This window comes from Bradyrhizobium sp. Y36 (assembly GCF_002531575.1).
GTDB lineage: Bacteria > Pseudomonadota > Alphaproteobacteria > Rhizobiales > Xanthobacteraceae > Bradyrhizobium.
In genome coordinates this window covers 111,121-137,995 of the sequence record NZ_NWTI01000022.1, presented here as the reverse complement: position 1 = coordinate 137,995, position 26,875 = coordinate 111,121, and the positions used below count along the sequence as shown (strand labels likewise).

General features: G+C 65.6%; 22 protein-coding genes and 1 pseudogene. 17 read left to right on the top strand and 6 right to left on the bottom strand.

Annotation, left to right across the window (positions count from 1 at the left end):
- Positions 1-167: 167 nt before the first annotated feature.
- A complete protein-coding gene (locus CO669_RS29315; RefSeq protein WP_097663426.1) occupies positions 168-1,283 on the bottom strand; it encodes an FUSC family protein in 1,116 nt (371 codons plus the stop codon).
- A gap of 124 nt (positions 1,284-1,407) precedes the next feature.
- Between CO669_RS29315 and CO669_RS29310 the strand changes: the two genes are divergently transcribed.
- Positions 1,408-2,775: an MmgE/PrpD family protein gene (locus CO669_RS29310; protein ID WP_097663417.1), complete on the top strand. Its 1,368-nt coding sequence runs from the start codon at positions 1,408-1,410 to the stop codon at positions 2,773-2,775.
- Positions 2,776-2,968: 193 nt separating this feature from the next.
- Here the strand turns inward: CO669_RS29310 and CO669_RS29305 are convergent, their stop codons facing one another.
- Positions 2,969-4,396, bottom strand: a complete 1,428-nt coding sequence (locus CO669_RS29305) for a serine hydrolase domain-containing protein (RefSeq protein ID WP_097663416.1) — start codon at positions 4,394-4,396, stop codon at positions 2,969-2,971.
- A 145-nt stretch (positions 4,397-4,541) separates the two neighbouring features.
- Complete coding sequence (locus CO669_RS29300) at positions 4,542-5,603, bottom strand: AraC family transcriptional regulator (RefSeq protein WP_097663415.1); 1,062 nt, start codon at positions 5,601-5,603, stop codon at positions 4,542-4,544.
- Between the two features lie 325 nt (positions 5,604-5,928).
- Between CO669_RS29300 and CO669_RS29290 the strand changes: the two genes are divergently transcribed.
- From CO669_RS29290 to CO669_RS29280, 3 genes are all read left to right on the top strand, one after another.
- Complete coding sequence (locus tag CO669_RS29290; protein ID WP_097663413.1) at positions 5,929-6,846, top strand: pirin family protein; 918 nt, start codon at positions 5,929-5,931, stop codon at positions 6,844-6,846.
- 72 nt (positions 6,847-6,918) lie between these two features.
- Positions 6,919-7,833: a phosphoribosylaminoimidazolesuccinocarboxamide synthase gene (locus CO669_RS29285; RefSeq protein ID WP_097663412.1), complete on the top strand. Its 915-nt coding sequence runs from the start codon at positions 6,919-6,921 to the stop codon at positions 7,831-7,833.
- A gap of 343 nt (positions 7,834-8,176) precedes the next feature.
- On the top strand, positions 8,177-10,393 hold the full coding sequence (locus CO669_RS29280; protein ID WP_097663411.1) for an SLC26A/SulP transporter family protein: 2,217 nt from the start codon (positions 8,177-8,179) through the stop codon (positions 10,391-10,393).
- Positions 10,394-10,542: 149 nt separating this feature from the next.
- Here CO669_RS29280 and CO669_RS29275 read toward each other — a convergent pair whose 3' ends face one another.
- The gene (locus CO669_RS29275) at positions 10,543-12,036 is read right to left on the bottom strand and encodes an NAD-dependent succinate-semialdehyde dehydrogenase (RefSeq protein ID WP_097663410.1); all 1,494 of its coding nucleotides are present in this window, start codon (positions 12,034-12,036) and stop codon (positions 10,543-10,545) included.
- Positions 12,037-12,144: 108 nt separating this feature from the next.
- Positions 12,145-12,465 carry a hypothetical protein gene (locus tag CO669_RS29270; RefSeq protein ID WP_097663409.1) on the bottom strand — a complete coding sequence of 107 codons (321 nt, stop codon included), beginning with the start codon at positions 12,463-12,465 and terminating at the stop codon, positions 12,145-12,147.
- Positions 12,466-12,809: 344 nt separating this feature from the next.
- Here CO669_RS29270 and CO669_RS29265 point away from each other — a divergent pair, with 344 nt between their 5' ends.
- Positions 12,810-14,003, top strand: coding sequence for a serine hydrolase domain-containing protein (locus tag CO669_RS29265; RefSeq protein ID WP_097663408.1), 1,194 nt, complete (start codon positions 12,810-12,812; stop codon positions 14,001-14,003).
- Positions 14,004-14,111: 108 nt separating this feature from the next.
- Positions 14,112-15,751, top strand: a pseudogene (locus CO669_RS29260) (AMP-binding protein).
- A 147-nt stretch (positions 15,752-15,898) separates the two neighbouring features.
- On the opposite strand, the gene CO669_RS29255 reads toward CO669_RS29260, so the two are convergent.
- Positions 15,899-16,900 carry an adenosine kinase gene (locus CO669_RS29255; protein ID WP_097663407.1) on the bottom strand — a complete coding sequence of 334 codons (1,002 nt, stop codon included), beginning with the start codon at positions 16,898-16,900 and terminating at the stop codon, positions 15,899-15,901.
- A 125-nt stretch (positions 16,901-17,025) separates the two neighbouring features.
- Here CO669_RS29255 and murJ point away from each other — a divergent pair, with 125 nt between their 5' ends.
- The 11 genes from murJ to ybeY all read left to right on the top strand — a co-directional run bounded on the left by murJ (position 17,026) and on the right by ybeY (position 26,875).
- A complete protein-coding gene (gene murJ, locus CO669_RS29250; protein WP_097663406.1) occupies positions 17,026-18,558 on the top strand; it encodes a murein biosynthesis integral membrane protein MurJ in 1,533 nt (510 codons plus the stop codon).
- 82 nt (positions 18,559-18,640) lie between these two features.
- Positions 18,641-19,693: a tryptophan--tRNA ligase gene (gene trpS, locus CO669_RS29245; protein WP_097663425.1), complete on the top strand. Its 1,053-nt coding sequence runs from the start codon at positions 18,641-18,643 to the stop codon at positions 19,691-19,693.
- A gap of 90 nt (positions 19,694-19,783) precedes the next feature.
- Positions 19,784-20,278: a universal stress protein gene (locus CO669_RS29240; protein ID WP_198964318.1), complete on the top strand. Its 495-nt coding sequence runs from the start codon at positions 19,784-19,786 to the stop codon at positions 20,276-20,278.
- A gap of 302 nt (positions 20,279-20,580) precedes the next feature.
- Positions 20,581-21,150, top strand: a complete 570-nt coding sequence (locus tag CO669_RS29230; protein WP_097663404.1) for a NifU family protein — start codon at positions 20,581-20,583, stop codon at positions 21,148-21,150.
- A gap of 212 nt (positions 21,151-21,362) precedes the next feature.
- Positions 21,363-22,058, top strand: coding sequence for a tRNA (adenosine(37)-N6)-threonylcarbamoyltransferase complex dimerization subunit type 1 TsaB (gene tsaB / locus CO669_RS29225; RefSeq protein WP_097663424.1), 696 nt, complete (start codon positions 21,363-21,365; stop codon positions 22,056-22,058).
- On the top strand, positions 22,055-22,540 hold the full coding sequence (gene rimI / locus CO669_RS29220) for a ribosomal protein S18-alanine N-acetyltransferase (RefSeq protein ID WP_097663403.1): 486 nt from the start codon (positions 22,055-22,057) through the stop codon (positions 22,538-22,540). The genes tsaB and rimI overlap by 4 nt, the downstream gene beginning before the upstream one ends.
- Positions 22,541-22,578: 38 nt before the next feature.
- The gene (locus CO669_RS29215; protein WP_097663402.1) at positions 22,579-23,034 is read left to right on the top strand and encodes a Fur family transcriptional regulator; all 456 of its coding nucleotides are present in this window, start codon (positions 22,579-22,581) and stop codon (positions 23,032-23,034) included.
- The gene (locus tag CO669_RS29210) at positions 23,035-23,712 is read left to right on the top strand and encodes an HAD family hydrolase (RefSeq protein WP_097663401.1); all 678 of its coding nucleotides are present in this window, start codon (positions 23,035-23,037) and stop codon (positions 23,710-23,712) included.
- Positions 23,713-23,859: 147 nt separating this feature from the next.
- Entirely contained in the window at positions 23,860-25,245 is a 1,386-nt protein-coding gene (gene miaB / locus CO669_RS29205; protein ID WP_097663400.1) for a tRNA (N6-isopentenyl adenosine(37)-C2)-methylthiotransferase MiaB, read from the top strand.
- A gap of 64 nt (positions 25,246-25,309) precedes the next feature.
- Positions 25,310-26,305 carry a PhoH family protein gene (locus CO669_RS29200; RefSeq protein WP_097663399.1) on the top strand — a complete coding sequence of 332 codons (996 nt, stop codon included), beginning with the start codon at positions 25,310-25,312 and terminating at the stop codon, positions 26,303-26,305.
- 81 nt (positions 26,306-26,386) lie between these two features.
- On the top strand, positions 26,387-26,875 hold the full coding sequence (gene ybeY, locus CO669_RS29195) for an rRNA maturation RNase YbeY (protein ID WP_245444559.1): 489 nt from the start codon (positions 26,387-26,389) through the stop codon (positions 26,873-26,875).

The following is a 26,875-nucleotide window of genomic DNA, read 5'->3' as shown; positions in this document are numbered from 1 at the left end:
ACTTCCTCGCAGCCGTTCTGCTCGCCGCCACCCGTCTATGGGCTAGGTTTGAGTCCACTACCTAGAGCCCCGTTCCGATTCCGTCGGAGCGGGGAAAGGCTCCAGAGTCATTTTCCGGCGCGTTTTCCTTGCGCCAACCGATATCGACTTCGCCCTGCAACGCCTCGTCATTCCGCCACGCGCGCGGCCTTGCCGCTTGCGGCCTCCGACCATTCGCCGACGACGCGGTCGAGGTCGCACAGGTTCTGGTGCATCTGCTCCAGCGAGAAACCGAGCGCGAAGAAACGCTCGGCGGTGTCGCTCGCGTGGCCGCGGATCAGGCCGTCCTGACGGACGGCGGCAACCGCCTCGGCGTAGTGCTGAAGCGCGAGGTGGACGGGATGGATCGGCGGCGCACCGGCGCCCTCGCGCAAGGCCGCGGCGGCCGAGCGCAGGAAGCGCGCGATGACGGTCGACACCTCCGTCAAGGGAGCGGCAAGCCGTGTCTGTACTTCGGCCGGCAGCGGCACCACGGTGGCACGGCCGATCATCACGACGTCGTGGCGCAGCCGCAGCACGGTGCGCAACAGCGGGCCGGTGTCGGGCCCGCTCGACAGCCGCGCGGCGCGTTCACGCTCGGCCTCGGCGCCGATGGCGTTCATGCCCACCATGGCCGTGCCGATGCCGTCCTGGATCCGGTGCAGCGCGTCGTTGTCGCGGCCGCGCGTCAGGCCCGCGAGAAGTTCGCTGAAGGCGTCCGCAATCAACTCGAGCAATTGCGCCGCGGCGGCGCGGATCTGCCGCACGGCTCGCGAGGGCAGCACCAGAAACGAGACCAGGAGGCCCGTGACCGCACCGACACCGACCTCGCTGACGCGGTCGATCGCCGAGGTCATGGGATCGGAATGATGCATGGTGGGCACCAGCAGCACGATGACGGCTGTCACCGTCGCCGCGCTGAGGCTCGGATTGATCGCGGCGATGAAGGCGAGCGGGGCGACCGACAGCACCAGCAATCCCAGAAGCCCGGCTTCGCTGGAATAGGGAATCAGGATCGCGATGGCGCCGCCATAGATCGCGCCGCCGATGGTGCCGAGCATGTAGTCGCGCGTCGCCTTCAGCGAGCGGCCGACGCTCATCTGGGTCACGATCAGCGAGGTCAGCACCGCCCAGAGCGGCAACAGCAGATGCAGCGCGGTGGCGAGCGCATAGGCCGCGGTCGCGGCCACCGTGACCCGGATCGCGAGCCCCAGCTGGGTTCGTCGCGACCTGATCCGCTCGAACACCTTCCCTGCGAACGCCATGCCCGAATATCCCGCGCCAAACCACATAAAGCCAAGCAAAAGCATGGCTGATACCCGCGGCCCCAAGGCCGCTTGAAAGGCCAAATCAGCCCGCCTAACTTGCCGGCCAAAACGAGGAAACACGATGGCTCACGAAACCGCAACGCTCGCCGCCTATGTCTTTAACCTGAAGTTTCAGGATATTCCGCCGGAAGTGCTGGAGCGCGCCAAGGTTCTGACCCTGGACTTCCTCGGCAGCGCCATCCGGGCGCGGCGCGAGGCGGAATCGACCCCGTCAATGCTGAAAATGCTGGAGGCGCTGGCCCTCGACACCAAGGGCGACTCCACGGTGTTCGGCGACACCAAGACCTGGACGCCGGCGGTCGCGGCACTGCTCAACGGCGCACTCGGCCACTCCCTCGATTTCGACGATACCCATGCGGATTCCTCGCTGCATCCGAGCGCGCCCGTGGTTCCGGCTGCCTTCGCCGTCGGCGAGATGGTCGGCGCTTCGGGCCGCGACGTGCTGACTGCGATCGTCGCAGGCTATGAGGTCTGCTGCCGGCTCGGCAACGCGCTCGACCCGACCTCGCATTATGCGCGCGGCTTCCACCCGACCGCCACCGCCGGTACCTATGGCGCGGCCGCGGCGGCCGGCAAGCTGTTCGGCCTCAGCGAGCAGCAGCTCATCTCCGCCTTCGGCGTCTCCGGCAGCCAGGCCGCCGGCTCGCTGCAATTCCTGGTCAACGGCGCCTGGAACAAGCGCTACCAGGTCGGCGCCGCTGCGATGAACGGCGTGATCGCCGCGACGCTGGCACGCAACGATTTCGTCGGCTCCTCGGAATCGGTCGAGGGCAAGCACGGCCTGCTTGCCGGCTACACCGACGATGCACATCCGGACAAGGCGGTTGCCGAGCTCGGCAAGACCTATGAGACGATGAAGATCGGCGTGAAGCCGTATCCGAGTTGCCGCTACACCCATGCCGCCATCGACGCGCTGATTGCGATGCGGCGCGAACACAATCTGACGCCCGACCAGGTCAAGCGCGTCGAGATCGGCCTGCATCGGAACGGCATCACGCTGACCGGCGACGCCGCGACCAAGCGGCATCCGACCTCGATCGTCGGCGGCCAGTTCTCGATGTTCTTCACCGGCGCGCTCGCGCTCGACCAGGGCTCGTTCGGCTGGGACGATTATAGCCGCCTCGGCGACGCCGCGATCGACGCGCTCGCCGACAAGTTCGACGTGGTGCAGGACGACCGCCTCGAGGTCGGCCGCACCCATCCCTTCGGCGCACGCGTCAGCATCACCACGGACGACGGCGTGCACGAGCGGCTCTATGCCGATCCCTCGGGAGAGCCGACCTCGTTCCCGGATGCGCAGGCGATGCAGCAGAAGTTTTTGACGCTGGCGCGCCCCGTGCTGAACGCGCGCGCGGAAAAATTCGCCGATGCGATCATGACGCTGGAGCGGTTCGATCGCGTCGCGCAGGCGACGGAGTTGGGGAGGTAGGGCTCGAGCGGCACTCCGCTTACCCTCCCCTGGAGGGGGAGGGTCGGCTCGCGATCGAGCAAAGCGAGATTGCGAGACGGGGTGGGGTGACGGTCTCGCCGCAACGAACAGTGCCCGCGTGGAGAGATCACCCCACCCCCGCTCGCGCTACGCGCGATCGACCCTCCCCCTCCAGGGGAGGGTAAGAAAGACCTCAATTCACCCCCGCCAGCTTCCCCTTCTCGCGCGTTGCCGCCACCACATCTCGGACGAGATCGAACACGCCATCCGCTTGCGGCGGTGCGTTCGGCGAGCGGCCGAGCCGCACGATCACCAGCTTCTCCGACGGGATCACGATGGTGTACTGCCCGATCGTACCCTTGGCGAAGAAGGCATCGCGCGGCCAGCCATGCTCCACGCGAAACTTCGCGCCAAAACTGTCGCCCTGGTTGGTCCAGAAGCCGGCGCCGATGCCGACCCAGGCATTCGGCGTGGCCGTCGCCGAATAGTTCACCCAGCCCTCCGGCAGGATGCGTTTGCCACCGGCGACGCCGTCATTGAGATAGAGCTGGCCGAAGCGCGCCCAATCGCGCGCGGAGGCGAGCATCTCGCTGGAGCCTTCGATTGTGCCCGACCCGTCGAGCTGCAGCGTGACGTGGCGCATGCCGAGCGGCGCAAACAGTTCGCGGCGCGCGAAGCGCAGCGCGCCTTCCGGGGTGCCGCCGGCCGCATCGCGGATCAAATGCGAGAGAATGAGAATGTTTCCGTCGTGATAATTCCACGCGGCCCCAGGCGCGGTCTCGAGCGGAATGGTTTCGGCATAGGCCGCCATGTCGGACTCGACGAACTTCATCCGGTTGACCGGCTCGAAGGCGGAGCCGAGCGAGGCCTCCAGGGAGCTGCCGAGTGCAAGGCCGGCGGTATGGCGCAGAAGCTGATCGACGGTGATCGCATGGCGCGGATCATCAGGATCTTTCCAGGCGGCAACCGGCGCGGGCCCGTCGAGCCTGAGCTTGCCCTGGCGCACGAGGATTCCGGTGAGAGCCGAGACCACCGATTTCGTCATGGAGAAGCCGAGCAGCGGCGTCTCGGGTCCGACGCCGTCGGCGTAGCGCTCGGCGATGACCCGGCCGGCCTTCATCACGACGATCGCGCGGGTGCGGCGGTGAGGCGGTCGCGCCGGCTCGGTGAAGGCGCGATCGAGCGCGGCGGCCAGTTCGGGGCTTTGCGGCGGCACGAGTGAGGGGCCGGCGATCTCCGGCAACAGCGCGGGCTGTTTGTCGTCGGGCGGTACCGTCACCTCGGCGACCCCCGCTTCATGCTCGAGCGTGCAGCCAAGGCCTTCGCGATAGACGGCGTGGCTGCGGCCGACGCCGAACAGCGTCACCGTGACATCCTTGCGCGTACGATCGACCCGGGTGTCCATCGCCCAGGTGATCAGGCCGGTGCCGGGCATGGCGTCGGTGGTCTCGGTGAAGTTGCGACTTGGATCGAGGCCGGAGACGAACGTCTCCGAGCACAGGATGTCGGCGACGAAGCCGGTGGCGACCTTAGGCATGTCGCGGGCCCGGGCCGCACCGAGCACGAGGCCGGCAGCGGCGATGGTGGTGGTGAGGAGGACGATTTTGCGGCGGCGGGTCACGGGCTTTCTCCGGCACAGGGGGCGTGTGCGGCGAGGAAGCCGGAGCAGGCGGAGGAGCGCTCGCCTGATTTGGAAAATAGCCTGGTTGAAGTCGGACGGCGCTGGTCGATTCTGGAATATGGCAGCGATTACAGCGACTTAAAATTTAGGCTGCAGTCACCTTCAGCCGTCGATATTCCGTCGGCGTCACGCCGGTCACCGCCTTGAAGGCGCGGTTGAACGGGCCGAGCGACTGGAAGCCGGCGTCCATGGCGATGGTGATGACGGGGACTTCGGCCTGGGCGGGATCGGCGAGCGCGGCCTTGGCTTCCTCGATCCGGTGGTTGTTCAGGAACACATTGAAGTTGCGGTAGCCGAGGCGCTGATTGATCAGCCGGCGCAGCCGGTATTCAGGAATCTTCAGGCGCCCAGCGAGCACGCCGATGGTGATGTTCTCCTGGCGATAGATCCGCTCGTCCGCCACCAGCCGCATCAGGGCGTCGATGAGCTTTTGATCGGCGACGTCATCGGCCGCAGGCTGACTGAAAACGTCAGGCGGCGCGGGCTCAGCCACGGCCGGAAACAGATCCGCCCCGTCAACGCGCATCATCGCATAGACGATCGCCGCGACGGTGCAGGCAAGCACACCGGCGTTGATCGTTTCGGCGACATCGCCGACGTGGCGGCCGGCGAAGGCGATCTGAAGCACAGCGTTCAGCCCGCCATAGAGCGAGATTGCGCAGACGATGAAGACACGAACGCGGCGCCGGCGCTCGACCAGGTCGGCTGGCCAGGAGGCGATCATCTGCCCGACCGCAAGCGCGATGAAGCCGAGCACGATCAGATTGACCATCGTCACCGAGAACCGCACATGGCCGCCGGGTGCAATCCAGACGCAACCTGCAAAGCTGAAGGCCGTTACCAGCGCCCAGACCCATCCGTGCCACCAGCGAAGGCGAAACTCGTCGTCGAACAGGGAGCGCGTGAACAGCCAGAACACCACGATGGTGCCGGTCGACAACGCGATCAGCGGTGCATGCCAGAGCGGAACCCGCGACGTGACGTCCACCGAATAGCTCAGCGCATGCGCGGCCGAGCCCAGCGCGAAGGCCGCGCCGAGCCGAGCCGCGAGCACCTTGCGGAAGTCGGAGAGCAATGACGCCGCCAGCATCAGCAGCAACGCGACGCTGGCGGCGCGAAAGGCGAGGTCGAGGGCGGCAAGGCTCATCGTTCGATGCGATCTGTCGCGGTTGAAGTCGGACGAACATCGTTCGTTGCGCCGGCTTTTTCAAGGACCATCGGCATGCCACGGCCAGAGCAACACCCACAACTATCATCGCCCGCGAAGGCGGGCGATCCAGTACGCCGCGGCGGATGTGGTGAGAGCGAGTTCTCCAACGCCGGCCTCTGGAATACTGGATCGCCCGCCTTCGCGGGCGATGACAGCGGAGTATGTGGCACCACGGCCCGCGCCGTGGCTCCGGGCCTTGGTCGCGACGACGATGCAAAATCCTGCTACCATCGCGCCCAAGAAAGTCAAAAGGAGCCTACCCATGAGCTGGCAACCCTCGAACGATCCCGTGCTCGGCGATCCCATGTCCTGCGATGCGCTCGATCTCGTCATCGTGCCGCGCACGCGCGACCTCGGCGACGGATTCCAGGTGCGGCGTGCGCTGCCGCATGGCAAGCGGCAGATGGTCGGCCCCTTCATCTTCTTCGATCATTTCGGCCCGGTCCAGTTCGTCTCCGGCAAGGGCATGGACGTGCGGCCGCATCCGCATATCGGGCTGGCTACCGTCACCTATCTGTTCGACGGCGCGATCATGCATCGCGACAGCGAGGGCAATGTCCAGGAGATCGCGCCCGGCGCGATGAACTTGATGACGGCCGGGCGCGGAATCGCGCATTCCGAGCGCACGCCGGAGGCGCAACGCGCCTCAGGCCAGAAAATGCTGGGCCTGCAGAGCTGGATCGCGCTGCCGGCCGGCGCCGAAGAGATCGCGCCCTCGTTTCAGCATTATGCTGCGGGCGACTTGCCGATGATCTCCGAGCGCGACTTCACCGCCCGCGTGATCGCGGGGTCCGCCTTCGGTATCACCTCCCCGGTTTCGATGGTGTCGCCCTGGTTCTACACCGAGGTCACGGCGGTTGCCGGCGCGAGCGTGCCGCTCGACCCTGATCATGAGGAACGCGCGATCTACATCGTGGACGGCGAGGTCGAGATCGCCAATGAGCGCTACGAGGCGCCGCGACTGCTGATCTTCCGACCGGGCGATCGCATCACCGTAAAGGCGCTGAAGGCGACCCGGATGATGTTTCTCGGCGGCGACGCGCTGGAAGGGCCGCGCCACGTCTGGTGGAATTTCGTGTCCTCCAGCAAGGAGCGGATCGAGCAGGCCAAGCAGGACTGGAAAACCGGCCGTTTCGCGGCCGTTCCGCAGGAACATGAGTTCATTCCGCTGCCGGAATAGGCTAATCCGATTGCCGGTCGCGCCATCAGGCGCGGCCGGATCTCCTGCGCGAACGCCCTGAAAGCTCTGACGATGACCACCATGCTCTCCAGCGACCTGCCCCTGACCAAGATCGGCCGCGGCAAGGTGCGCGATATCTACGCCGTCGACGACGACCGCCTGCTGCTGCTCACCACCGACCGCATCAGCGCCTTCGACGTCGTGATGGGCGAGACCATCCCGATGAAGGGCGCGGTCCTCACGCAGATCAGCGCGTTCTGGTTCAATGAGCTCGAAGGCGTGGTTCCTCATCACATGATCAGCGCCGATACCGACGAGATCATCGCCGCCGTGCCGGCGCTTAAAGACCGCCGCGCCGAGATCCTCGGCCGCGCCATGCTGTGCAAGCGCACGACCGTGTTTCCGATCGAATGCGTGATCCGCGGCTACCTCTCGGGCTCGGCCTGGAAGGAATACGCGGCCAGCGGCACGCTTGCGGGCGAGAAGCTGAAGGCCGGCCTGGTCGAAAGCGAGAAGCTGGAGCCCGCGATCTTCAGCCCGGCGACCAAGGCCGAGACCGGCCACGACGAGAACATCACGATCGCGAAGATGCGCGAAGTGGTTGGAGACGAGACGGCCTATACGCTCGAGAGCATGACACGCGCAATCTACACGCTCGGCGAGGAGCTGGCGCGCGAGCAGGGCATCATCATCGCCGACACCAAGTTCGAGTTCGGCCGCGACAAGGACGGCCGCATCATCCTGATCGACGAGGTGATGACGCCGGACTCCTCGCGCTTCTGGGCGGTCGATGCCTACAAGCCCGGCCAGCCGCAGGCGAGCTTCGACAAGCAGCCCCTGCGCGACTATCTCGACGTCGAGCGCCGCGCCGGCCGCTGGAACGGCGACGCGCCGCCGCCGCCGCTGCCGGCCAGCGTGGTGGAGGCGACGAGCAAGCGGTACCTCGAGGCGTATCGACGGGTGACGGGCAAGGAGCTCAAGATCTAGGCTGGGCTGCTGCGTCGAACTCCGCTGTCGTCCCTGCGAACGCAGGGACCCATACCGCGTGATGGCGCGGTTGTGGTCGGCAGGAATACCGAACGTCAAGTCTTCGCCAAACCGCTCCCGGTGGTTATGGGTCCCTGCGTTCGCAGGGACGACAGCGGTGGGTGCTGCACGAGCGTCGACTTCTTCTTCAACCACGGTTGATCATTCACACGTCGTGAACGGGGATTCGCACCGAACCGCCGCATGAAACCGTCGAATGTTTCATAGTTACAAAAATCCTGTTGCGCTAAGTCCGTAGTCGTCTACGTCTCGGACGATATTTTTCAGGAGCGAGCGCAACGGCGTGACCGATCCAGCAATTACTTTCAGTCCGGCCCCTCGTTTCAATCCAGCCCTCAAACGTGCGCTGAATGATATAATGGGCGGCAGCGCCGCCAGCATCCTGACCGTCACGTTCGGGCTGTCCTATTCGCTGCTGATCTTTGCCGGCCCGCTGTCGCCCTATCTGTCCTACGGCATCACCGCGACCTTCGTCAGCTCGGCGGTGCTCGCGATCGTCGTCGCGCTGTGCAGCTCGCTGCCCTTCGCCGTGGCTGCGCCCGACAGCTCGACGGCGGCGGTGACGGGCATTCTGGTGGCATCGCTGGTCGAGCGCATCGAGGCAACCAGCCCGTCCGTGCCGCTGCTCTCGCCGGTCCTGATCACACTCGGCCTGTCGACGGTGCTGACGGGGCTGGTGCTGTGCGGTTTGGGGCTGACACGGCTGGGGCGCGCCATCCGCTACGTGCCCTATCCCGTGGTCGGCGGTTTCCTCGGCGCCACCGGGCTCCTCATCGCGCTCGGTGCCATCAGGGTGATCACCAACCACCCCCTGCAGCTCGCGACGCTGCCTTACTTCGCCAACGCCACCACGCTGCTGGAGCTGGGCGCCGCCTGCGCGATGGCGCTGGTGCTGTATCTCACCTGGCACCGCTCGCGCAGCCCGTTCGGGCTGCCGATCATCCTGGTCGGCGGCGTGCTCACCGCGCACCTGGCGTTCTGGATCACCGGCGTGTCGTTCGACAGCGCGCGCACGCTGGGCTGGACGTTCCAGCCGCCGCCGCAGGCGGTGTTCATGTTGCCCTGGCACACCGACGATTTCGCCCGCTACCCCTGGCTCGTCGTGCCCGACCTGATCGGCAACGTCGTCGCCGTCATCTTCGTCACGGCATGCTGCACGCTATTCAACACCACCGGCATCGAAGTCGCCGTGCACCGCGAGGCCAATCTGGAGCGCGAGCTGAACGTCACCGGCATCGCCAACATCCTGAGCGGCATGCTGGGCGGCTACCCCGGCTGCAGCTCGATCAGCCGCTCGATCCTGAACTACAGCAGCGGCGGGCGCGGCCGCCTGTCCGGCCTCACCGTCGCGGCGTTGTCGCTGGCGATGCTCGCGGTCGCGCCCGAACTGCTCGGCTTCATCCCGAAATTCGTCATCGGCGGCCTGCTGCTCTATCTCGGCGCCGACCAGCTGCACAGATGGATCATCGAGTCGCGCAAGCGGCTGTCAAGGCTCGAATATCTTTCGCTGATCGCCATCATCGCGATCATCGTCGCCTGGGGCTTCGTGCCGGGCATCCTGATCGGCGTGATCATCGGCTGCGCGACGTTCGCGTTCAGCGCTGCGCGCGTGGAGTCGATCAAGTACAGTTTCGACGGCTCGGAGTACCGTTCCTCGCTCGACCGCTCTCGCGACGACCAGGAGGTGCTGCTGGCACATGGCGGCAGCATCCAGGGCCTGAACCTGCAGAGCTATCTGTTCTTCGGCTCCGCCAACCGGCTCTACCAGCATGTCAAGCAACTGCTGCAGGAGCGCCCGGAGTGCCGCTATCTGCTGTTCGACTTCAAGCTCGTCACCGGCGTCGATTCATCGGCGGCCTACAGCTTCGCCCAGATCAAGCGCAGCGCGCACGAGCTTGGCGTCGAGCTGATCCTGGTGCACCTGTCGACGGCAGCCGAGAAGGTGCTGCGCTCCAGCGATTTCGTCGGCGAGGGCGTCACCATCATTCCCGAGCTCGATCGCGCGCTGGAATGGTGCGAGAACGCGATCATCTCGCAGCATCAGGGGCTGGTGCAGGAAGAAGCCAGCCTGCATAACTGGTTCACCGGGATACTCGACAGCGAGGACGATGCCGACAGGCTGATTCACCGTTGCCAGCGCATCGAGGTCGAGGCCGGCGAGATCATCGTGCAGGCCGGCGGCCCCGCCGATTCCATGCACTTCATCCTCGAGGGCCGCGTCGGCATCATGGTCCCCGCCGACGACGACCGCACCACGCGCGTGCGCAGCCTCGGCCGCTACACCACGATCGGCGAGATGGGCCTTGTGTCGAACACCCCGCGCAGCGCGACGATCCAGGCGGAGGTCGACAGCGTGCTCTACGTGCTCAACACGCACCAATTCGACGCGATCAGGGAAGAAGACCCCGCGCTCAGCCACAAGCTGCTGACCTATTTCGTGTCTGTCATGGCGGAGCGGCTGAATTTTGCCAACCGGACGATCGCGGTGTTGCGGAGGTAGTCCGTAGTCCGGATGGAGCGCAGCGCAATCCGGGATCGTGCCACGAGCGACAGCGACCCCGGATTTCGCTTCGCTCCATCCAGGCTACGACACCCGCGCTCGTCATGCCCGGGCTTGTCCCGGGCATGACGGTGTCGAGAGAGCCGGGCCTACACCCCCGCCATCATCACGTATTTGATCTCGACATATTCTTCCATGCCGTGACGGGAGCCTTCACGGCCGAGGCCGCTTTCCTTGACGCCGCCGAAGGGCGCGACTTCGGTGGTGATGAGGCCGGTGTTGACGCCGACCATGCCCGACTCCAGCGCTTCGGCAACGCGCCAGACGCGGCCGAGATCGCGGGAATAGAAGTAAGAGGCGAGGCCGAACGGCGAGGCATTGCACATCGCGATGACGTCGGCCTCGTCCTTGAAACGGATGACCGGCGCGAGCGGGCCAAAGGTTTCCTCCTGCGACACCAGCGAGTCCGGCTTGACGTCGGCGAGCACGGTCGGCTCGAAGAAGGAGCGGCCGAGCTCGCTGCGCTTGCCGCCGGTCACGACCTTGGCACCGCGCTTGACGGCATCGGCGATGTGGCGCTCGACCTTGTCGATCGCCTTCATGTTGATCAGGGGCCCTTGCGTGACGCCGGTTTCGGTGCCATCGCCGATCTTCATCGCCGCGACCTTGGCCGACAGCTTCTTCACGAACTCGTCGTAGATCCTGTCCTGGGCGTAGAGGCGGTTGGCGCAGACGCAGGTCTGGCCCATGTTGCGATATTTCGAGACGATGGCGCCTTCGACCGCAGCATCGATGTCGGCGTCGTCGAACACAACGAACGGTGCGTTGCCGCCGAGCTCGAGGCCGAGCCGCTTCACGCCGACGGAGGCCTGCTGGTAGAGGATCTTGCCGACAGCGGTCGAACCGGTGAAGCCGACGAAACGCACCGCCGGATGCTCGCACAACACCTTGCCGATCGGCGGCGCGTCACCCGTGATGATGTTGAGCACGCCCTTGGGGATGCCGGCCTTCTCGGCGAGCACGGCCAGCGCCAGCGCCGACAGCGGCGTCTCGTTGGCGGGCTTCAGCACCACCGTGCAGCCGGCCGCGAGCGCCGGCGAGACTTTTCGCGTGATCATCGAGTTCGGGAAATTCCACGGCGTGATGGCGCCGCAGACGCCGATCGGCTGCTTGATCGCGAGCAGGCGCGCATCGGGCCGCTGGGTGGGAATGGTCTCGCCATAGACGCGCCGCGCTTCCTCGGCGAAGAACTCGATATAGGCGGCGCCGATATCGACCTCGCCGAGCGCCTCGGTGAGCGGCTTGCCCTGCTCGGAGGTGAGGATCAGCGCAAGGTCCTCGCGGTTGGCGACGATCAGCTCGAACCATTTGCGCAGGATGTTGGAGCGCTGCTTGGCGGTGTGCTTGGCCCAGCCCGGGAAAGCGCGCTCGGCGGCTTCGACCGCCTTGGTGGTCTCGTCTGCACCGAGCTGCGGAACCTTGGCGAGCTCAACGCCGGTGGCGGGATTGTTGACGGCGAAAACCGGCGTGCCGACCCAGGCGCCGTCGATGTAGCAGGCCTCCTTCAGGAGCGAAGGGTCCTTCAGCCGGTCGCGCAGGGTGGCGGTGGCTTGCGTGGCGCGTGCGGCGGCGGTCGGTGTCATGGCGTTACTCCCTGGAGGCGATCGGATCGGCCCGCAATATAGGGGCAGGCGGTGCCCGATGCACCGCCCCGCAACGCACATCTGATGGGAGCTAAAGAGAGAGCGGCCTTAGGCCGCGCCGCTCATATAGGTTTCGCGACGGCCGATCATGCGCTCGGCCGCCGCCTTGGCGTCGGCCTTCGAGGAGGTCGCGCAGGTCCGGTATTCGAGATCGGGCACGTCGGAGGCGTTGCGGCGTCCGAACCACGACTTCGAACCAACCGGCAGCAGCGCCAGGGATTGCGCCAGATTGTCCACTGCCCCGAAGGAATAGAGCGCGCCGGTGCTGGCGATACGCACCTCGTAGATCCCTGGCGAAATCGGCGCCTCCAGGTTCTCGCCCCGTCCGGGACGGGGATAGCGCTTCCATTCGCTCCAGGTCGAAATCATCTGAGTCCCCTCGCGGCCGCTCAGGGCCGCCAAATTTGCATCAAGTCTTAACGTCGGCCGCCGATGGGGCCGAGTGCTGAACGCCGCAACGCACAAAATGTTTCACGTGTTTCAAACACAGGAAGCATATCGCCGGCGCCCATCCACGGTCACGGCGAGATGCGGCCATCCACCGCAGATTGTGACGGAGTGTTGCCGTTCGGCCCACCTGTCGTCCTGCGTGGGACGCGGACCGTCAAGTCACGACATCGCGACCGTTGCGGGCATCTGGACGCGCTTGCCGCGCGGGGCGCGCGGTAGGACAATCGATCACTGCCAATGATAATCAAACCCGAGGAAACGCCATGCAAAGCAAAGCCCAGATCGACGACATTCTGCGTCAGAAGAGCGAAGCCAAGGAGATTCCCGGCGTCGTCGCCATCGCCGCGAGCGGTAGCGACGTGCTGTATCAGGGCGCGTTCGGCAAGCGCGATCTTTCCAAGCCCGATCCGATGACGGCTGACAGCGTGTTCTGGATCGCCTCGATGACGAAGGCGGTGACATCGGCGGGCGCGATGCAACTGGTCGAGCAGGGCAAGCTGTCGCTGGATGCGCCGATCGGCGAGGTGTTGCCCGATCTCGCCAATCCGCAAGTGCTCGAAGGATTTGATGCCAAGGGCGAGGCGAAGCTGCGGCCGGCCAAGCGGCCGATCACGCTGCGCCAGCTCATGACCCACACCGCCGGCTTCTGCTACAACATGTGGAACGGCGATCTCGCGGTCTATCTGGACAAGAACGGCATTCCCGCGATCACCACCTGCCAGAACGCAGCGCTGAAGACGCCTGTCATGACCGATCCCGGCACGCGCTGGGAATACGGCACCAATATCGATTTCGTCGGCAAGGCGGTGGAAGCCGTCAGCGGCAAGCGGCTGGACGCCTATTTGCGCGACAATCTGTTCAACCCGCTCGGCATGAGCGACACGGCGTTCAAGATCAACGACAGCATGCGCAAGCGCCTCGTCGGCATGCATGCGCGCGGCGAGGACGGCCAGCTCGCCTCGATCCCGTTCGAGCTCGAGCAGGAGCCGGAGTTCCACATGGGTGGCGGCGGCCTCTACTCGACCGCAGCCGACTACATCAAGTTCACCCAGATGATCCTGAACAAGGGACGCGGCAACGGCAACCAGGTGCTGAAGGCCGACACGATCGCCATGATGAGCCAGAATCAAATGGGCGATCTCAACATGACCAAGATGACGACGGCGGCGCCGATGTACACCAACGACGTCGATCTCTATCCGGAGCAGGTGAAGAAATGGGGCCTCAGCTTCATGATCAACACGGCCAAGACCGCCGAGGGCCGCAGCGCCGGCAGCCTCGCCTGGGCCGGCCTTGCCAACACCTATTACTGGATTGATCCGGCGCGCGACGTCACCGGCGTGATCCTGATGCAACTGCTGCCATTCGCGGACGGAAAGTGCCTGGAGGCGTTCGCAGGCTTCGAGCGGGGCGTCTATGCCGGGCTCGATGCGGGAAGCGGGCAGAAGGCGGCCTGAGCGAGAGCCGATCGCTCTCCACGCGTCATGCCCGGGACAAGCCCGGGCATGACGGCGGAGAGGCTATGCTGGGTATTTTGGCGAGAGGATTTCGACTTGGCTGATAAGTTGGCAGATCAGGCGGACAGCTACGTTTGCGGCATCTCGGACACGCCGTTGCTCGGCGACACCATCGGTCGCAGCCTCGACCACGCGGTGCGGCGCTGGGGCGCGCCGCGCGGGTCGACGCACTCGCCGCGGGCTTTCTCGCGCTCGGGCTCGAACGCGGGGAGCGGATCGGCATCTGGTCGCTGAACCGGCCGGAATGGACGCTGACCCAGTTCGCCGCCGCCAAGGCCGGCCTGATCCTGGTGACGATCAATCCCGCCTATCGGCTCAGCGAGCTCGAATTCGCGCTGAAGAAGGTCGGCTGCGCGGCGATCGTCACCGCCACCGCCTTCAAGACCAGCAATTACATGGAGATGCTCAACACGCTGCTGCCGGAGCTGGCCGACGCCCCGCCCGGACGGCTGCAGGCGGCGCGATTGCCGGCCTTGCGCATGGTGATCCAGATCGGCGGCCCGGCGGGCTCAGGCACGATCCCTTTCGAGGAGGTCGCGCGCATGGGCAAAGCGGAGCATCGCGAGCAACTGGCCGCGCTGGGCGCCGCGCTTCAATTCGACGATCCCGTCAACATCCAGTTCACCAGCGGCACGACCGGCTCACCAAAAGGCGTGACGCTGACCCACCACAACATCCTCAACAACGGCTATTTCACGGGGCGCGCGATGCGCCTGACGGAAGCCGATCGCATCTGCATCCCGGTGCCGCTCTATCATTGCTTCGGCATGGTGATGGGCAACCTCGCCTCGGTCACGCTCGGCACCACCATGGTCTACCCCGGCGAGGGCTTTGATCCGCTCGCGACGCTGCGCGCGGTCGAGCAGGAGAAATGCACCGCGCTGTATGGCGTGCCGACCATGTTCATCGCCGAGCTCGATCACCCCGAGTTCAAGAGCTTCAATTTGAAATCGCTGCGCACCGGCATCATGGCGGGCGCGCCCTGCCCGATCGAGGTGATGAAGCGCGTCAACACCGAGATGAACATGCGCGAGGTCACCATCGCCTATGGCATGACCGAGACCAGCCCGGTCAGCTTCCAGAGCGCGACCGACGATCCACTCGAGCGGCGCGTCTCCACTGTCGGCCGCATTCATCCGCATGTCGAGGTCAAGGTCGTCGATCTCGAGGGGCGGATCGTCAAGCGCGGCGAACGCGGCGAGCTCTGCACCCGCGGCTACAGCGTCATGCTGGGCTATTGGGAGGAGAAGGAAAAGACGGCCGACGTGCTCGATGCCAACGGCTGGATGCACACCGGCGACCTCGCCACCATCGACGTATCAGGTTATTGCAACATCGTCGGCCGCATCAAGGATCTGGTGATCCGCGGCGGCGAGAACCTCTATCCGCGCGAGATCGAGGAGTTCCTGTACCGTCACCCCAAGATTCAGGACGTGCAGATCTTCGGCGTCGCCGACACCCGCTACGGCGAGGAGCTCTGCGCCTGGATCCGCGTCAGGCCGGGCGAGACGCTGACGGCGGAGGAGGTCCGCGCCTTCTGCGACGGCCAGATCGCCCACAACAAGATCCCGCGCTATGTCGAGTTCGTCGACGAGTTTCCGATGACCGTGACCGGCAAGATCCAGAAATTCGTGATGCGCGACGCGGTAGAGCAGCGGCTGGGATTGAAGGCGGCGAAGACGGCGTGAGTCTCTCACTACATGAAGACTGTCATTCCCGTGAAGGCGGGGAATCCAGTACGCCTCAGCTTCTCCGTAACTACTAACGCCTCTGGAATACTGGGTCGCCCGGTCAAGCCGGGCGACGACAGCGGAGATTGAGGCGAGAGCAGGACTTTAAGCCGTCAGTCCGCGCTGACCGGCCAGCTCCTTCAGCGACACCAGCGGGCGGGCGCCGATGTGCTGGATGATCTCGGCGGCCGCAAGCGCGCCGAGCTCGCCGCACTGCTTGTACGCAAGGTTGCGCGCCAGGCCATACAGGAAGCCTGCGGCGAACAGGTCGCCGGCGCCGGTGGTGTCGACCACCTTCTCGACCGGGAACGCCGGCGCTGCGACCGCGTCTTCGGACGAGACCACCATGCAGCCCTTCTCGCTGCGGGTGACCACGCCGAGATTGACGTCGTTGCGCAGCTGCTTCAGCGCGGTGTCGAAATCCGAGGTCATGTAGAGCGAATGCAGCTCGGACTCGTTGGCGAAGACGATATCGACGGTGCCGTTGCGCATAAGCCCCAGGAATTCGTCGCGGTAGCGATCGACGCAGAACGAATCCGACAGCGTCAGCGCCACCCTGCGCTTGGCGTCATGGGCGATCTTGGCCGCCTTGACGAAGGCGTCCTTGGCGTTCTTGGGGTCCCAGAGATAGCCTTCGAGATAGACGATGCCGGCAGAGGCGATCTCGGCCGGGTCGATGTCGGCGGGCGACAGGTCCTGCGCCGCGCCGAGATAGGTGTTCATGGTGCGCTCGCCATCATCGGTGACCAGGATGTAGGAGCATCCGGTGGCAGGGCCGTCCTTGGCGGCGGGTGTGTTGAAGGCGACGCCGGCCGAGCGGATGTCGTGGACGTAGAGCTTGCCGATCTGGTCGTCCTTGACCTTGCCGACATAGGCGGCGCGTGCCCCCAGGCTGCCGATGCCGACGATGGTGTTGGCCGCGGAGCCGCCCGAGACTTCCGTGGCCGGTCCCATGTCCTTGTAGATGGCGGCGGCCCGGGCCTCGTCGATCAGGGACATGCTGCCCTTGGTCATGCCGTGGCTGGCCAAAAAGGCCTCGTCGGTTCTGACCAGCACGTCGAACAGCGCGTTGCCGATGCCGAGAACGTCATATTTCACGTCAGCCATTCACCTTGATCCTGTTTGGCGGATTGCGATCCCTGCGGAAATCCGCTTCCTGTCGGCCTGAAATCCGGCTCGCGGCCTATCACGACCGGGCCCGCACGGGCAAGCAACGGTATTATAAAGGGCCGATGATCCGCTCCTTCCTGACCGTCTCGACGGGAACGCTGGCCTCGCGGCTGTTGGGCTTTGCCCGCGATTCCCTGATCGCAGCACTGCTCGGCACCGGCGCCGTGGCGGATGCGTTTCTGGCGGCGTTTCAGCTCGTCAATGTGGTACGGCGCCTGCTTAGCGAAGGGGCACTGAATGCGGCGCTGATCCCGGTCTGGCTGCGCGTCAGGGACCGTGCCGGCGATGCGGCCGCAGCGGCGTTCTCAGGGCGCGTGCTCGGCACGGTCAGTGTGGTCCTGATCGCGGTTTCAATCCTGATCGCATTGTCGATGCCGCTGATCATCACGGTCATCGCACCCGGATTCATCGGCAGCCCCACGCTCGATCTCGCGGTGCAGAATGCGCGGCTGATGCTGCCTTATCTGGCCTTCGCAGGCCCCGTCACAGTGCTGATGGGACTGCTCAATGCGCAGGAGCGCTTTGCGCTTACGGCCTTCTCGCCGCTGCTGTTCAACATCGCACTGATCGCCACGATTGCGATGCTGCTCTTTGAGCACGCCGATGCCGGCTTCGCCGCGTGGATGCTCGCGGCCACCGTCGGCATTGCCGGCTTGCTGCAGCTGCTGATGCTGCTGTCGCAACGAAGCGCCAGTCTTGCGACGCCGCTGCGCGTCAGCCTCGACAAGGAGATGCGCGGCTTCTTCGCCAAGGCCATTCCCGGCATGATCGCAAGCTCGGGGCCGCAATGGCTGATGGTAGCCGGCGCGATCATTGCGTCCGCGACCCCGTCCGCCGTGTCCTGGCTCTATTTCGCCAACCGGTTGATCGAATTGCCGCTCGGCATTGTCGGCGTCGCCATGGGCACGGTGCTGGTGCCGGAGCTGACTCGCGCCGTCGCCAGCTCCGACCGCGCAGCGGTGGCGCACGCGGAATCGCGCGCGCTGGAGCTTGCCACCGGGCTGGCACTGCCGGCCGCGCTCGGCCTGATCGTGCTGGCCGAGCCGATCGTGCGGCTGCTGTTCGAGCACGGCGCCTTCGGCGCCGTCGACAGCGTGGCGACGGCACGGGCGCTGATGTGGCTGGCGCTGGGCCTGCCGGCGCATGTGCTGATCAAGGCGCTGTCGCCGGCCTTCTATGCCCGCAGCGACACGATGACGCCGCTGCTCGCCACCGCCACAGGCTTTGTGGTCGCGATCGCCCTCGCCGTGCTGCTCGGGCATGTCTTCGGCGCCAGCGGGATCGCGGCCAGCATCGCGGCCGGCGCCTGGAGCAGCGCATTCTCGCTGATCCGGAAAGGCACAAGCGCGTTCGGATTCTCGATCGACGCGACCGCCCGCAAGCGGCTGCCGCGGATCGTGCTCGCCGCTGCCGCGATGGGCACCCTGCTCTGGCTGACAGCGGGCCTCGTGCCTGCGGAAGCCCACGGCTTCGTCAAATTCATCGTGCTGGGCCTGCAGATCGCCGCCGGGATCACGGTTTATGGCCTGCTGCTGCAACTTCTCGGCGCGGCCTCGTGGCGCGAGGCGGTTGCCGCCTTGAAGCGGCCCGCCTGAACGGGCTGAACTTGCGAATTGCCCTTGACGAGGCAGCCCCGCTGTTGGAAACGACGGCCGAATACCTATGGGAAGGCTGACCATGCCATTCGTTGAACGGGTCTTTTCGGGCGTCCAGCCGACGGGCAATCTACACCTCGGCAACTATCTCGGCGCGATCGTCAATTTCGTGAAGATGCAGGAAACCCACAGCTGCATCTATTGCGTCGTCGACATGCACGCGATCACGCAAGGCGTCGACGTCTGGGGCGGACCGGCCGAGCTCACGCGCAACACCCGCGAGGTCACCGCGGCGTTCATCGCGGCCGGCATCGACCCCAAGAAGCACATTGTGTTCAACCAGAGCCAGGTCTCCGGACACGCCGAGCTCGCCTGGATCTTCAACTGCGTTGCACGCATGGGCTGGCTCGGCCGCATGACACAGTTCAAGGAGAAGGCCGGCAAGGACCGCGAGAACGCCTCCGTCGGCCTGTTCGACTATCCCGTGCTGATGGCGGCCGACATCCTGCTGTACCGCGCCACCCACGTGCCGGTCGGCGAGGACCAGAAGCAGCATCTCGAGCTCTCGCGCGACATCGCGCAGAAGTTCAACAACGATTTCGGCGAGTCCATCCGCGCGCAGGGCGCCAATGACGGCCTGTTCTTCCCGCTGCCGGAACCCCTCATCACGGGCCCGGCGACGCGCGTGATGTCCTTGCGCGACGGCACCAAGAAGATGTCGAAGTCGGATGCCTCCGACAATTCGCGCATCAACCTCACCGACGACGCCGATACCATCGCGCAGAAGATCCGCAAGGCGAAGACCGATCCGGAGCCGCTGCCGACGGAGGAAAAGGGCCTGGAAGCCCGCCCCGAGGCCGACAATCTCGTCGGCATCTTCGCCGCACTGTCCGGCCGCGCCAAGGCCGACGTGCTCAGGGAATTCGGCGGCGGTCAGTTCTCCAGCTTCAAGAACGCGCTGGCGGAGCTGTGCGTGACGAAACTCGCGCCGATCGCCGGCGAGATGAAGCGCCTCGTCGCCGACCCCGGCCATATCGACGCGATTCTGAACGACGGGTCCGACCGGGCCCGCGCCATCGCCGACGAGACCATGAAGCTCTCCAAGGACATCGTCGGCTTCATCCGCCGGCGCTGAAGACGGCCGGCGCCAGCGCCGGCCGGATCTCCTCTCCCCAAGCCAGCGGGAGTGTGGCAGCATGCCGGTCGTGCACATTGCAGGACATGCATGACCAGCAAGCGACTTTGCTACGAGCCGGGTCACAAGCCCAAATGCCTCGTCATCGTCGATGACACCGCCGAATGGGATCGCGCGGTCTACTATGCCAGCCGCTGGGCGATCCGCGCTGGCGGCGGCGTGGTGATGCTGCGCATCATCGAGCCCGAACAGCAGAGCCAGGAATGGCTGGGCGTTGCCGACATCATGCGGGCCGAGGCGCAGGAAGCAGCGGAAGCCGCGCTCGACCGCGCCGCGGGCCGGGCCAACGGTATCGCCGCGATCACCCCGGAGCGGGTGATTCGCGAGGGCGCATCGATGGAACAGCTGCTCGCCGTGATCGACGAGGACCCTGACATCGCCATGCTGGTGCTCGCCGCCAACCCCGGCGCGGAAGGGCCGGGCCCGCTGGTTGCGCTGCTTGCGCACGCGGTCGGGACCTTCCCGATTCCCGTGACGATCATTTCCGGCGCGCTCAGCGACCAAAGCGTGGATTCGCTTTCGTAGCGACGGTGCCTCTTACCCTCCCCTGGAGGGGGAGGGTCGGCTCATGTCGAGCGCAGCGAGACATGAGACGGGGTGGGGTGACGGTCTCTCCACCTCGAACACTGCCCGTTGGGAGAGATCACCCCACCCCGCTCGCGCTGCGCGCGATCGACCCTCCCCCTCCAGGGGAGGGTAAGAAGAGCTCAAGTCTCTGAAAGAATTGAACTAATGCTACCCCTCCCCTTGATCGTGCGTTCGCCGTCGCCATCTGCTAGGAAATAGGGCACGCGCCGGCCTTGAACCGGTGACGTCTGGAGAAAACCATGTTCATTCAAACCGAAGCCACCCCCAATCCCGCCACGCTGAAGTTCATTCCCGGCCGCGTCGTGGTCGACGGCAGCCCGATGGATTTTGCGAGCCGCGAAGCCGCGACGCGCTCGCCGCTGGCGGAAAAACTGTTCGAAGTGCCCGGCGTCACCGGCGTGTTCTACGGATCGGACTTCATCACCGTGACCAAGGCGGGCGGTGAATGGCAGCAGCTCAAGCCCGCGATCCTCGGTGCCATCATGGAGCACTACATGTCCGGCGCGCCGCTCCTCGCCGACGGTGCGGCTCAGGATGATGCCGACCTCGACGACGAGGACGAGTTCTTCGACGAGGCCGATGCCGAGACGGTCGACATGATCAAGGATCTGATCGAGACCCGCGTACGGCCGGCGGTGGCCAATGACGGCGGCGACATCACCTTCCGCGGCTTCAAGGACGGCGTGGTCTATCTCCACATGAAGGGCGCCTGCTCCGGCTGCCCGTCATCGACCGCGACGCTCCAGCACGGCATCCAGAATTTGCTGAAGCATTTCGTGCCCGACGTGGTCGAAGTCCGGCCGATGTGAGAGCGGCATCGTAGGTGCCGTAGGGTGGGCAAAGCGAAGCGTGCCCACCTTTTCTGCCATAAGATAAGGGCGGTGGGCACGCCGCAAGTGCGCCTTTGCCCACCCTACGAAGTAAGCCATATCGGGGGCCTGCAGATCGTGTGTGATGAATGGCGGATAGGCGCGTGCTTCGCTAGACTGCTCACCATTCATCACTCGCCATTCGCTTGTTCATGCTGATCCTTGCCATCGATACCGCGCTCGACGCCTGCTCCGTCGCCGTGCTCGACACCGAAGCGGCCGAGTTGCGCGCGCAGGAGCAGCTCCTCATGAAGCGCGGCCACGCCGAGGCCCTGATGCCGATGATTGCACGCGTGATGCAATCGGCCGGCCTCGCCTTCACCGCCCTCGACCGGATCGCGGTCACGGTCGGCCCCGGAAGTTTCACCGGCCTGCGCGTCGGCATTTCGGCGGCGCGCGGCCTCGCGCTCGCTGCCGGACGGCCCGCCGTCGGCCTCACCACCCTGTCGGCCTATGCCGCCACCGTCGTCGGCCAGAGCAAATCGGCGCCGGTGATCTCCGCAATCGATGCGCGGCACGACCATGTCTATTTCCAGATCGTCGCCGGCGATGGCAGTCAGTTGGTGCGGCCGCGCGTCGCTTCCATCGACGAGGCGATCGCCGCCTCGCAATTCGGCGCGCCGCATCTGGTCGGCAACGCCGCAAACATCCTCGCCGAGCGTTGGACGAAAGACAGCGAACAACCGGTCGCGGTCGATGCGCAGCCCGCGCCCGACATCGGTTGGGTCGCATGGCTCGGCGCCGCGGCCGACCCCGAGACGAATCCGGCACGGCCGTTCTATCTGAAGGCGCCCGACGCAAAGCCGCCGGCACAGCCGCCATTTGCAGCACAAGCCGCAAGCTCATGATGAGTTGGCTGTCGGAATGGTGGCGCGGCGGGACCGCCGCCGTCGAGCCGGCTTCCGTGCGCGACGTCGCACGGCTGGCGCAGCTTCACGCCGCCTCCTTCGCGCACGGCTGGGGCGAAGGCGAATTCGAGAGCATGCTCAGCGAGCGCAACACGCTGATGCATCGGCTGCGCCTCGGCCGCAGAACCATCGGATTCGCGGTGTCGCGGATCGGCGCGGACGAGGCGGAAATCCTCTCGGTCGCGGTGGACGAGGCCTATCGCGGCCGCGGCCTCTCCCGCACGCTGCTGATGACCCATCTCGGCCACCTCGCGGGGCGCGGCGTGCGCACAATATTTCTCGAAGTCGAGGAAAACAACCAGCCGGCACGTCGGCTCTACGACAGGTGTGGATTCGTGGTGGTCGGACGCCGCGAACGCTACTATAAGCAGCCGAACGGGGAACAATTGAACGCCCTTCTGATGCGGCGTGACTTGTCGTAATATTGATGGCAGAAAGCGCCCCGTCAGGCAGACAACACATGACTGGACTTAAACCCTCCTCCGCATCCAAGGCGTCCGGCATCGAGGCGCGCTGTGCAGCCACCGGCATGCGCATGACCGAGCAACGCCGTGTCATCGCCCGCGTGCTCGCGGAGGCGGTCGATCATCCCGACGTCGAGGAACTGTACCGGCGCTGCGTCGCCGTCGACGACAAGATCTCGATCTCGACCGTGTATCGCACCGTCAAGCTGTTCGAGGACGCCGGCATCATCGAGCGTCACGATTTTCGCGAGGGCCGCGCGCGCTACGAGACGATGCGCGACAGCCATCACGACCACCTCATCAATCTCAGGGACGGCAAGGTGATCGAATTCACCTCCGAAGAGATCGAGAAGCTGCAGGCAGAGATCGCCCGCAAGCTCGGCTACAAGCTGGTCGACCACCGCCTCGAGCTCTATTGCGTCCCGCTCGACGACGACAAGCCCACCAACTAAGTGCCCGTCGGCCTCATCATCTTCGATTGCGACGGCGTGCTCGTGGACAGCGAGGTGATCTCCTGTCGCGCACATGCCGACGTGCTGACGCGGCACGGCTATCCGATCACGTCGGAGCAGGTGCTGGTCCGCTTCCTCGGCGTCTCCGAGAAAGACGCGCGGCGGATGGTCGAACAGGAAATCGGCCGCAGTCTCCCCGACGATCTGGAGCAGCAGATCAATGCGGCGACGCTGCAATCCTACGCCAGCGACTTGCAGCCGATCACCCATGTGGCCGCAGCGATCGCCGCGATCGATCTGCCCAAATGCGTTGCGTCCAGCGGCACGCCGGACAAGATCCATCACGGCCTCACTTGCGCCGGGCTCTACGACCTGCTCGCCCCGAACATCTTTTCCGCGAGCCAGGTCGCGCGCGGCAAGCCGGCGCCCGACCTGTTCCTGTTCGCCGCCGCCCAGATGAAGATCGCGCCGGAGCGGTGCCTCGTGATCGAGGACAGCATCCCCGGGGTCACAGGCGCACACGCCGCCGGGATGACCGTGCTGGGCTTTCACGGCGGCGGCCACTGCCCGCCGGGCCATGCCGAACGGCTGCGGGCGGCCGGCGCCAGCCTGACATTCGACGATATGCGGCAGTTGCCGGAGCTGGTCCGGCGGCTCGCGGCGACGGCCGCCGGCTAAAAGCCGGATTCTCGCACCAAACCCTCGGAATTCGGCAATTTGCCCGTCTCAAGGGACGCCCGAACGATCTCTTTGGCCTCCAATCGCTGGATTTTCGCCTCTCCAGCCTATATCTGAAGGCCGTCCTCCACCTCCATTTCGGGTTCCATGACGCCGCCGCGCAAGCTGCACATCAAATCTTATGGCTGCCAGATGAACGTCTACGATGCCCAGCGCATGGTGGACACGCTGGCTCCCGAGGGATTCGTGGAGACGGCCAGCGCCGAGGACGCCGACCTCGTCATCCTCAATACCTGCCACATCCGCGAGAAGGCCTCCGAAAAGGTCTATTCCGAGCTCGGCCGATTGCGCGTCGCCAAGGAAGAGGCCGCGCGCGGGGGCCGCGCGATGCAGATCGCGGTCGCCGGCTGCGTGGCGCAGGCCGAGGGCGAGGAGATCGTGCGCCGCGCGCCGGTCGTCGACGTCGTGGTGGGACCGCAGAGCTATCATCATCTGCCGGAGCTGCTGAAACGCGCCGGCGACGAAGGCCGCGCGATCGAGACCGAGTTTCCGGCTCAGGACAAGTTCGGCTTCCTGGCCCAGCCGAAACCCGATGCGATCCGCTCGCGCGGCATTTCCGCTTTCGTCACGGTGCAGGAAGGCTGCGACAAGTTCTGCACCTTCTGCGTCGTGCCCTACACGCGAGGTTCGGAAGTCTCCCGTCCCGTGGCGAAGATCGTCGACGACGTTAAGCGGCTCGCCGACAACGGCGTGCGCGAGCTCACGCTGATCGGACAGAACGTCAACGCCTATCATGGCGAGGGACCGGACGGGAAAGCCTGGCCGCTCGGCCGGCTGCTTGAGCATCTGGTGACCATTCCCGGCATTGCGCGGCTGCGTTACTCGACCAGCCATCCGCGCGACGTCGACGACAGCCTGATCGCCGCCCATCGCGACCTCGGTGCCCTGATGCCGTTCGTGCACCTGCCGGTGCAGTCGGGCTCGGACCGGATTCTGGCCGCCATGAACCGGAAACATACCGCCGATGATTACCGGCGAGTCGTCGACCGTTTCCGCACGGCGCGCCAAGACATTGCTTTTTCATCAGATTTTATCGTCGGCTTCCCCGGCGAGAGCGAGCAAGATTTTCTCGCCACTCTCGCGCTTGTCACGCAAATCGGCTACGCTGCGGCTTATTCGTTCAAATACTCCGCCCGGCCGGGAACGCCGGCCGCGGACATGCAGGAGACGGTGTCCCCCGCCGAGATGGACCAGCGATTGGAGCGGCTCCAGGAACTGATCGACAGCCAGCAATCGGCCTTCAACAAGGCTGCGATTGGCTCAACGGTCGATGTGCTGTTCGAACGCACCGCCCGCAAGGACGGCCAGATCGTCGGCCGCACCGCCTTTCTCCAGCCCGCCCATGTGATGGCCTCGCCCGACATCATCGGACGAATCCTGCCGGTCAGGATCGACAGCCTCGAGCGCTACAGCTTCCTCGGCGAGCTCGCCACTGCGCGCGAGCCCGCTTTATCGCAAGCCACTGGAGCCTGAACCCTTGCCAAAAAGCGCATCGGATTCGTCTTCTATCGCTCCCAGCCGCAAATTTGACCGCGACATGCAAGTTCCGCCCGAGACCCAGGTCGTCATCGATTTCGACGACAACCGCGCCGCATCCGCGCTGGTCGGCCCGTACGGCCAGCACCTGGCGCAGGTCGAGCGGCGGCTCGGCGTCGTCGTCGATTCCAAGGGCAACCACATCACGATCGGCGGCACGCGCGACGGTTGCGACGCCGCACGCCGCGTGCTGGAGATGCTGTACGCGCAAGCCGTGAAGGGACAGGACCTCGACCAGGGCGAGGTCGAGGGCGCGATCCGCGCCGTGATCGCGCAGGGCTCGCTGTTCGAGTTCGACGCCAAATCGAGCAAATCCAGCTTCGACAGCATCAATCTGCGCAAGCGCCCGGTGCGGGCGCGCACCGCCGCGCAGGACTCCTACATCCGCGCTCTCAAGCGCCACGAGCTGGTGTTCGGCATCGGCCCCGCCGGCACCGGCAAGACCTGGCTCGCGGTCGCGCATGCCGCGCAACTGTTCGAGCGCAAGGAGGTCGACAAGATCATCCTGTCGCGTCCGGCGGTGGAAGCCGGCGAGCGGCTCGGCTTCTTGCCCGGCGATCTCCGCGAGAAGGTGGATCCTTATCTGCGTCCGATCTACGACGCGCTCTACGACCTCATGGACGCGCGCATCGTCGAGCGTGCGCTCCAGACCGGCGAGATCGAGATCGCGCCGCTCGCCTTCATGCGCGGCCGCACGCTGACCAACGCCGCCATCATCCTGGACGAGGCTCAGAACACCACGTCGATGCAGATGAAGATGTTCTTGACCCGCCTCGGCGAGAACAGCCGCATGATCGTGACGGGCGATCCCTCGCAAATCGACCTGCCGAACGGCCAGACCTCGGGCCTGGCCGAAGCAACGCGGCTCCTGAGCGGGGTCGAAGGCATTGCCCAGGTTCATTTCAAAGCCGAGGACGTGATCCGCCACGAGCTCGTGGCGCGGATCGTCGCCGCCTATGAAGGTTCGCCGCAGCGGCCGGCCGCCGATAAATCCTGACGGAACAACAGCCGGACCATAGGGGCGCAGACACGGCGCCCATCGTTCCGAACAAAGACAATGTCACATCCCAATCTTCCCATGACCGAGGTTCTCATCGTTGCCGATTGCTGGCAGCGCGAGCCCGATTCCGAAGCCGTGATCCAGCGCGCGGTTGCAGCCGCCGCCGAGAGTGTCGACGAAGACGTTGCCGACGCCGAAGTGGCCGTGATGCTGACCGATGATGCCGGCATCCGCACCCTCAACAGCAACTGGCGCGGCATCGACAAGCCGACCAACGTACTGTCGTTTCCCGCACTCCAGCCGGAGGGCGAGTGGAAGCCCGGCGATGCCCCACGCATGCTCGGCGATATCGCGATCGCCTACGAGACCATGCGGCGCGAGGCCGACGAGGAACACAAGCCTTTCGACCACCATTTGAGCCATCTCGCCGTGCACGGCTTCCTGCACCTGGTCGGCTACGACCACGAGAACGACGGCGACGCCGAGGAGATGGAAGCGCTGGAGACGCAGATCCTGGCTCACCTTGGAATCCCCGATCCCTATGCAGACCGCGCGGGGGCACACTGA